8 protein-coding genes are annotated in these 8,042 nt (G+C 62.9%); 6 read left to right on the plus strand and 2 right to left on the minus strand.

Features of this window, described 5'->3' with window-relative positions:
* Positions 1-154: 154 nt before the first annotated feature.
* The gene (locus UP06_RS17530) at positions 155-1,303 is read right to left on the minus strand and encodes an ROK family protein (protein ID WP_045004323.1); all 1,149 of its coding nucleotides are present in this window, start codon (positions 1,301-1,303) and stop codon (positions 155-157) included.
* A gap of 343 nt (positions 1,304-1,646) precedes the next feature.
* Between UP06_RS17530 and rplU the strand changes: the two genes are divergently transcribed.
* From rplU to UP06_RS17545, 3 genes are all read left to right on the plus strand, one after another.
* Positions 1,647-2,039: a 50S ribosomal protein L21 gene (gene rplU / locus UP06_RS17535; protein WP_045004324.1), complete on the plus strand. Its 393-nt coding sequence runs from the start codon at positions 1,647-1,649 to the stop codon at positions 2,037-2,039.
* A 97-nt stretch (positions 2,040-2,136) separates the two neighbouring features.
* The gene (rpmA, locus tag UP06_RS17540; RefSeq protein WP_045004325.1) at positions 2,137-2,406 is read left to right on the plus strand and encodes a 50S ribosomal protein L27; all 270 of its coding nucleotides are present in this window, start codon (positions 2,137-2,139) and stop codon (positions 2,404-2,406) included.
* 146 nt (positions 2,407-2,552) lie between these two features.
* Positions 2,553-3,146 carry a GNAT family N-acetyltransferase gene (locus UP06_RS17545; RefSeq protein WP_045004326.1) on the plus strand — a complete coding sequence of 198 codons (594 nt, stop codon included), beginning with the start codon at positions 2,553-2,555 and terminating at the stop codon, positions 3,144-3,146.
* A gap of 150 nt (positions 3,147-3,296) precedes the next feature.
* Here UP06_RS17545 and UP06_RS17550 read toward each other — a convergent pair whose 3' ends face one another.
* The gene (locus tag UP06_RS17550; RefSeq protein ID WP_045004327.1) at positions 3,297-4,211 is read right to left on the minus strand and encodes a DMT family transporter; all 915 of its coding nucleotides are present in this window, start codon (positions 4,209-4,211) and stop codon (positions 3,297-3,299) included.
* A 120-nt stretch (positions 4,212-4,331) separates the two neighbouring features.
* Here UP06_RS17550 and UP06_RS17555 point away from each other — a divergent pair, with 120 nt between their 5' ends.
* From UP06_RS17555 to UP06_RS17565, 3 genes are all read left to right on the plus strand, one after another.
* On the plus strand, positions 4,332-4,811 hold the full coding sequence (locus UP06_RS17555) for a MaoC family dehydratase (RefSeq protein WP_045004328.1): 480 nt from the start codon (positions 4,332-4,334) through the stop codon (positions 4,809-4,811).
* A gap of 247 nt (positions 4,812-5,058) precedes the next feature.
* Positions 5,059-6,099, plus strand: a complete 1,041-nt coding sequence (gene obgE, locus UP06_RS17560; RefSeq protein WP_045004329.1) for a GTPase ObgE — start codon at positions 5,059-5,061, stop codon at positions 6,097-6,099.
* 243 nt (positions 6,100-6,342) lie between these two features.
* A complete protein-coding gene (locus UP06_RS17565; protein ID WP_045004331.1) occupies positions 6,343-7,977 on the plus strand; it encodes an alkaline phosphatase family protein in 1,635 nt (544 codons plus the stop codon).
* Positions 7,978-8,042 lie beyond the last annotated feature (65 nt).

Consider the following 8,042-nt stretch of genomic DNA (forward strand, 5'->3'; position numbering starts at 1 on the left):
ACCGCCAGACGCGGTAAACACTGGCGGTCCCGTGCCGCTCATTGAAAACTGACCAGGAAGGGCGGCTTCGCCGGCCAGGTGAGGCGACGATTCGACCGTAGCGTGTGACCTGTGCGCCGCAACGCAATCCGTCCCTTAACCTAACCGATCAAGGTTACTCCTTGTCATTCTTGTTGTTTTCCTTGCCCTTCTTCTTCCCGTTCTCAGTAGAATCCCGGTCTTTGTCTTTTCCGTTGCCTTCCTTGCGGCGGTTGGTGAAGCGCGCATTGCCAAGGCCAGTGCCGATGGTGAGCACGCCCCAGCGGTCGACATCCTGCATGAACGGCACCTCGGAGAGGCCCTGAACCACGCCGTCATTGTGCATGAGGATCGCGGTGTCGTGCTCGCCGATCTGCGGGATGCCTTCGATCAGGCTCGCCGGGAGGTTGAATTTGCTGCTCTCCCAATTGCCCGGCAGGTTCTGCGCGCCCTTCTCGATCGAACCGTCCTCGTTGATCACGCCGGGACAGGCGATGCCGATGAAAGGCGCGAGCTTGAAGCCTTCGCTCTCAGCTTCCGTGATCAGTCCCTTCAGCATTTTGGTCAGCCGCTTCACCGCACCCTCTCGCGTCGGCTCGTCGTCGGCATGGCGCCACAGCTCGGATTTCCACACTCCCGCTTTCGACAGATCCTTGGCCTTCTTCCAGCGCGTCTCAACCAAACCGCAGCGGATGTTGGTGCCGCCGATGTCGACGGCGAGGATGCTGTCATGGGCCTCGAAGATCCAGGAGGGCGCCAGATGCAGCGCGCCGATCAGGCCGGCCTCATCCGGATGGGCGCGGATCGGCACCATGTCGATTTTGAAATCCTCGGATTTCAGGATGATCTGGGTGCGCGCGATCGCGAGCTCGCCGAGCCTTGAATCGCGGAAACCGCCGCCGACCACGATGCACTCGGTCTTGGCCCAGGCCTTGGTCTTGAGGAAGCGCCGCGTGACATAGGCGAGCTCCTGGGCGAAATCCTCGATCGCGCTGTGCACGATCGCGGAGGCCTCGGTGTCGTCGCCGACCAGGATGGCATCCAGCGTCTTCTTGCTGATCTGGTCCGACGGTTCGTCGCCGAAGGGGTCTTCGCCGGATTTGCGCAGCGGCTTGCGCCAGCGGTCGAGAATCTCGCGGAACGCGCCCTTGCTGGCGCGGTCGCCGAGAAAGCCGTCCTCGTCCTTGATCTCGATGTTGAAGCTGTCGACATCCACCGACGGCAGCCGCCCGGCGCCGTGATGGGCGATGCCCGTCGTCGTCTTGACCAGCTCGTCCGTTGCCATGAAAAGCCCCTTGCCCGTGTCCAAATTCGCGGGGACAACGGCGATGGAACCCGTTGGTTGCAAAGCCGGCCGCGGATTCGGCCAGCCTTGCAGACCCCCTGCAGACCGCTCAAATCCTTCTAATCCGGGCCTTTTCGCCCGCTTTTCCTTGACTCTCGGCGATCGGCGGCTATAAGTCCCACACCCGGCGCGGGGCGTTTCTCGCGCCGCTTGTTTTTGCGTGGGTTTTCAAAGGGATAACTCCCGCCCGCACAAAACTCGCATAAACCCATAGCGACTGACAAAAAGCCGACCCCGACGAATTTCGTCGCGAGGCCGGGAATGAACACGAAGGAAAACAACGATGTTCGCAGTCATCAAAACCGGCGGCCGGCAGTACCGCGTCGTTCCGGATGATGTCTTGGAAGTAGGCAAGATCGAAGGCGAAGTCGGCACGATCATTCAGCTGACTGAAGTTCTGGTGGTCGGCGGCGATACGCCGATCCTGGGTCTGCCGACGGTTGCAGGTGCATCCGTGGCCGTCGAGGTGCTCGACCACAAGCGCGGACCGAAGGTCATCGCGTTCAAGAAGCGCCGCCGCAAGAATTCGCGCCGCAAGCGCGGCTACCGCGACGAGATCACGGTGCTGCGCATCAGCGAGATCCTGACCGACAACGCCAAGCCCACCAAGGGGCCGCGTCCGAAGCGGGAGAAGGTCGTCAAGGAGCCGGCGAAGGAAGAAGCCGACGCCGCATAATTTGATCACGCCAATTCACGAATTGATGCGTGAAAAATTGTGAAATGATTCCGTCAAGGAATTGATCTAGACATACGCAAGGTTTCGGAGACGGGCTATGGCTCACAAAAAAGCAGGCGGTTCATCGCGCAACGGTCGCGATTCAAAAGGCAAGCGCCTCGGTATCAAGGCGTTCGGCGGGGAAGTTGTGATTCCCGGCAACATCATTGCGCGTCAGCGCGGCACCACCTGGCACCCCGGCCTTAATGTCGGCATGGGCACGGACCACACTTTGTTCGCCAAGGTCGAGGGTCGCGTCACGTTCCAGGCCAAAGCCAACGGCCGCACCTTTGTATCGGTGCTTCCGCTCGCAGAGGCAGCTGAATAGACGGTGGATCAAATTTGGAGTCCGCCGGGTCCCTGACCGAACCGGCGGAGTCCTCAAGATCGAAGGCTCCAGGGGAGGCGGGAAACCGGCCTCCCCTTTCGTTTGACTTGCTCACTTTTAACTTAGTGACTTCGACGGAGCCGGACATGTTGCAGGATTTTTCGAGCGTGACCTTGCGGGAGGCGAGACCGAGCGTCGTCGCCACCGAGCGGCTGACCTTGCGGCGGCCGACACTCGCCGACGTCAGGACCATTTCCCTCCTCGCCAACGACCGCCGTGTCGCGGAAAACACCCGCCGCCTGCCGCATCCCTATTCGCAAGACGACGCCGTCGAATTCATCCGTGCCACCGCCGAGCTCGGCAGCGAAACCGTGTTCCTGATCGAGCACGACAATGCGCCGGTCGGTATGGTCGGGATCGACTGTTCGACGCCTGACAATGCCGAGCTCGGCTATTGGCTCGGCGTCGAACACTGGGGCCGGGGTTTTGGCACCGAAGCCGCGCGCGCCGCGATCGACTTCTTCTTCGAGGAATTCGAGGATGACCATCTCTATGCGGGCGCGCGCGTCACCAATCCGACGTCACGCAATGTGCTGGAGAAGTGCGGCTTCCAGTGGAGCGGCGTCCAGCTGCACCGTTTCCTGGCGTTGGGCTCGTCCACGCCGGTCGACTGCTTCCGCCTCTCGCGCGGGGTGTGGGCGTCGTTGAAGAGCTGGAGCAGTGCGAGACGGGTGAGGTAGGGCCAACTCTTACCGCGTGTCGTCCCGGCGCAGGCCGGGACCCATAACCACGAATGTTCATGAAGCGAAGCTTCCCACTCCGAGTCTTCGCAAAACTGCACCCTGTGGGTATGGGTCACGGCCTGCGCCGGGACGACACTGTGGGCGTGTTTACGCCGGCGGATTAACGTCCACAGCGCCCCGCCCGAGATCGCGCTCGCGCAAGTAAATATAGAACCCGGCGCCGATGATGATGGCGGCGCCGACGATGGTGGCGATTTTTGGCACGTCGCCGAACACGACGAAGCCGAAGATCACGGCCCAGACGATCATCGAATATTGGTAGGGCACCACGACGCTCGCCGGCGCGAGCTTGAGCGACCGGTTGACGCAGAACAGCGCCGTCACCGAGATGCACCCGGCAAGCGTGAAGATCACGAGGCTGCCCGGCGTCGGCGGCACCCAGTGGAATGCCGACAGCACCGCGCCCAGCAGGAACGTGCCGACAAATTGCGAGGACGCCATCACGATGTCGGGCGTCTTGCGCAGGCTGCGCGTGATCAGCATCAGCGTCGCAAACGACAGGCTGCCGCCGAGCGCAATCAACGCCGGCAGGCTGACCGTCTGCGCCGACGGCCGCAGCGCTATCAGGACGCCGCAGAAGCCGATCAGGATAGCCGTCCAGCGCCGCCAGCCGACGCGCTCGCCCAGAAAGATCGCCGACATCGCGGTGACGAAGATCGGGCCAGCGAGATAGTAGGTGATGACGTCCGCCAGCGGCAGATAGACGGATGCGAGGAAGAACCCCGCCACGTCCAGCGTCGACAGCGTGACGCGTAACAGCTGGAGCCACGGCCGCTCGAGGTGAAAGAAGTCGTGACGCTGACGCCAGATCAGCGGCGACATCAGCAGCAACGCCGCGCAGGCGCGCAGGAACAGCAGCTGCCCCACCGAATAAGTCCCGACCAGGAACTTGCCCATGGCGTCGCCGAACGAGAACATGAAGATCGCCAGCACCATCAGTGCAATGCCGGCCAGCCGCGCCGAGCGGTCGTCATAGGCGGAGAGATTCTTGAACAGGGGCATCGAGCGCCGTTGTAAAGACGCAGGCGCCCGCGACAAGCCCACGCAAGACGAATTGAACGGATTGTCGCACTCTTCGCGTCGCGGTAGCGGTAGGCGCCGTACCGACGAAAGAGTTCAGACATGGCCGACTTCGACCCGACCCAGCATCGCATGATCCCCACACAACGCTGGTTTGAAGATTTCGTCGTCGGCGAGCGTTTCGTGCTGCCGAGCCGCACCCAGACCTCGGCGGTGTTCGCGGCGTTCCAGACCGCGAGCGGCGATACCCACCCGGTACACTATGACGTGGAATATTGCCGCAGCCGCGGCATGCCGCATCTGCTCGCGCACGGTTTCCAGACCCTGATCCACACTGCGCCCGGCGCGGGCCTGTTTCCGTTCATGGTCGAGGACTCCCTGGTCGGCTTCCTCGAGCAATCGAGCCGGTTCCTCAAGCCCGTCTTTGCCGATGACACGATTTACCCCGCGCTCGAGGTGACCGAGCTCACCCCGGGCCGCACGACCGGCGTGGTGACGCTCGCAAGCACCATCTACAACCAGCGCAAGGAGCTGGTGCTTGAAGGGGCGCAGAAATTCCTGATCCGCCGCCGGCCGCTCTGACGTCGTCCTGGCGAAAGCCAGGACCCATGAACACAGGTGCTCGTACCGCGTGAGACCTGTTCACTGCCAGTCTTCGCCAAACTCCTCCCTGTGGTTATGGGTCCCGGATCTGCGCTTCGCTTGTCCGGGACGACGAGTGGGGGCCGCCGGCCGACTGGTTAAGCACGGGCCGAAATTCGCGGAAATTCCGCCGATTTGCGGGTAAGTCCGGGTTGCCGCGCGGGACCGGCTGGCCTACCTATGGCCCATGAAATTCCTTGACGAAGCAAAGGTCTATATCCGCTCCGGCGACGGCGGAAACGGCTGCGTGGCGTTCCGCCGCGAAAAATTCATCGAATTCGGCGGCCCCTCCGGCGGCAATGGCGGCCGCGGCGGCAGTGTCATCCTCGAAGTCGCCGACGGGCTGAACACGCTGATCGACTACCGCTACCAGCAGCATTTCAAGGCCCAGAAGGGCGAGAACGGCGCAGGCTCGGACCGCCATGGCGCCAACGGCAAGCCGATCACGCTGAAGGTCCCGATGGGCACGCAGATCTTCGACGAAGACCGCGAGACGCTGATCCACGACTTCACCAATGTCGGCGAGAAATTCGTGCTGGCCGAAGGCGGCAATGGCGGCTTCGGCAACGCGCATTTCAAGTCCTCGACCAACCGCGCGCCGCGCAACGCCAATCCCGGCCAGCCCGGCGAGGAGCGCTGGATCTGGCTGCGGCTGAAGCTCATCGCCGACGCCGGCCTGGTCGGCCTGCCCAATGCCGGCAAATCGACCTTCCTCTCCAAGGTCAGCGCGGCCAAGCCGAAGATCGCCGACTATCCCTTCACCACGCTGCATCCACAGCTCGGCGTCGTGAACTCCGACGGCCGCGAATTCGTGCTGGCCGACATTCCCGGTCTGATCGAAGGCGCGCATGAAGGCGCCGGCCTCGGCGATCGCTTCCTCGGCCATGTCGAGCGCTGCCGCGTGCTGCTGCATCTCATCGATGCGACCTGCGAGCACGCGGGCAAGGCCTACAAGACGGTGCGCAACGAGCTCGATGCCTATGGCGGGCTGCTGACCGACAAGATCGAGATCGTCGCGCTGAACAAGATCGATGCGGTCGAGCCGGACGAGCTGAAGAAGCAGAAAGACCGGCTGAAGCGCGCCGCCAAGAAGACGCCGCTGCTGATGTCGGGAATCACCGGTGAGGGCGTCAAGGAAGCACTGCGCGCGCTCGTCGAAGTGATTGGCGAGGCCCCGGTCTCCGCCAAGGCGAAGAGCACAGCCGAAGCCGAGCCCTGGTCGGCTTGAACTCTCCCCCCAATGTCGTCCCGGCGAAGGCCGGGACCCATACCGCGAGATCTGTCGATCGCGAATGGTGGGAGTACCGAACCGCTAGTCGTCGCCAAATTACTCCCTGGGGTTATGGGTCCCGGCCTTCGCCGGGACGACAAGGAATGTGAGGCCGCGGACTCGCGCATCCCTCCGGGAGAGGTTGTCATTGCGCCCTCCATGGCGCAGCATTCAATAGTCAAGAAACGGCAGGGATGACGCATGGCGCGCGCGAAGAACGTTCTCTGGATCATGTGCGACCAGCTTCGCTATAACTATCTCGGCTGCACCGGTCACCCCACGCTGAAGACGCCGAACATCAACGCCATGGCGAAGCGCGGCGTGCTGTTCAGCAAGGCTTACGTGCAATCGCCGATCTGCGGCCCGTCGCGAATGTCGTTCTACACCGGGCGCTACATGCGCTCGCACGGCTCGCACTGGAACGGTTGGCCGTTGCGCGTCGGTGAGCCCACGCTCGGCGATCACCTGAAAAAGATCGGCGTGCGCAATGTGCTGGTCGGCAAGACCCACATGGCGCCCGACCTCGAAGGCATGAAGGCGCTCGGCATCCCGCCGGAATCAATGATCGGTGTGCACGTCGCCGAATGCGGCTTCGAGCCCTATGAGCGTGACGACGGGCTGCATCCGACCGGCCGGCCGCGCCCGAAATACGACGACTATCTGCGCCAGCAGGGATTTGAAGCAACGAACCCCTGGGAGCATTGGGCCAATTCGGGTGACGCCGGCGATGGCTCCCTGCACAACGGCTGGCTGCTGGTCCACGCCGATAAGGCGGCGCGCGTGCCGGACGAGCATTCCGAGACGCCCTACATGACGCGTCGCGCGATGGACTTCATCACCGAGGCCGAGACCGACGGCAGGCCGTGGTGCCTGCATCTGTCCTACATCAAGCCGCACTGGCCCTATATCGCGCCCGAACCCTACGCGAGCATGTATTCGACGGATGACATGATTCCGGTGATCCGCTCCGAGCGCGAGCGCCAGAATCCGCATCCGGTGTTCGGCGCCTATATGGACATGCGCTACTCCCGCAACATGGCGCGCGACGATGCCCGCGAGAAGGTGATCCCGACCTATATGGGCCTGATCAGCCAGATCGACGACCAGATGGGCGTGCTGATGAAATTCCTGGAGGAACGCGACCTCCTGGAAACCACCATGATCGTGTTCACGTCCGATCATGGCGATTATCTCGGCGACCACTGGATGGGCGAGAAGGATCTCTTTCACGAGCAGTCGGCCAAAATTCCGCTGATCGTCATCGATCCTTCGAAGGAAGCCGACGCCACCCGCGGTACGCGCAGCGATGCGCTGGTCGAGGGCATCGACCTCGCGCCGACCTTCGTTGATTATTTCGGCGGCAAGGTGCCCGGACACATTCTCGAAGGACGCTCGCTGCTGCCGCTGTTGCGCGGGCCGACACCGAGCGATTGGCGCAAGGTCGCCTTCTCCGAGTACGACTACGCCATGCAGGACGTGCGGCTGAAACTGAACCAGCCGATCGAGCGCTGCCGCCTGTTCATGGTGTTCGACGGCCGCTGGAAATACATCCACGCCTCCGGCTTCCGCCCGATGCTGTACGACCTCGAAACCGATCCGCAGGAATTTTTGGATCGCGGCGACGATCCCGAATGCGCCGCTGTGATTGCTCGCCTCCAGGCAGAGCTGTTCGACTGGGCGCTGCATCCGAACGACCACATCACCACGTCCCGCGAGAAGATCGCGAACTACGCCGACAACCAGCTCCAGGTGAAGGGCGGGATTTTGATCGGCATCTGGGACGAGGCCGAGCTTGCGTCGATCAAGGACGGGATCGCGCAGCGCGCGAAGCTGTGAGTTTGTCTTCGCCTCTCCCCGCTTGCGGGGAGAGGCCGGATCGCATCGTCAGATGCGATCCGGGT

It is taken from the genome of Bradyrhizobium sp. LTSP857 (assembly GCF_000938285.1).
Classification (GTDB): Bacteria; Pseudomonadota; Alphaproteobacteria; order Rhizobiales; family Xanthobacteraceae; genus Bradyrhizobium.

Coding starts and splice junctions, on each gene's coding strand:
- obgE (WP_045004329.1), top strand. CDS start 5,059: ATGAAATTCCTTGACGAAGCAAAGGTCTATATCCGCTCCGGCGACGGC.
- rpmA (WP_045004325.1), top strand. CDS start 2,137: ATGGCTCACAAAAAAGCAGGCGGTTCATCGCGCAACGGTCGCGATTCA.
- UP06_RS17555 (WP_045004328.1), top strand. CDS start 4,332: ATGGCCGACTTCGACCCGACCCAGCATCGCATGATCCCCACACAACGC.
- rplU (WP_045004324.1), top strand. CDS start 1,647: ATGTTCGCAGTCATCAAAACCGGCGGCCGGCAGTACCGCGTCGTTCCG.
- UP06_RS17565 (WP_045004331.1), top strand. CDS start 6,343: ATGGCGCGCGCGAAGAACGTTCTCTGGATCATGTGCGACCAGCTTCGC.
- UP06_RS17550 (WP_045004327.1), bottom strand. CDS start 4,211: ATGCCCCTGTTCAAGAATCTCTCCGCCTATGACGACCGCTCGGCGCGG.
- UP06_RS17545 (WP_045004326.1), top strand. CDS start 2,553: ATGTTGCAGGATTTTTCGAGCGTGACCTTGCGGGAGGCGAGACCGAGC.
- UP06_RS17530 (WP_045004323.1), bottom strand. CDS start 1,303: ATGGCAACGGACGAGCTGGTCAAGACGACGACGGGCATCGCCCATCAC.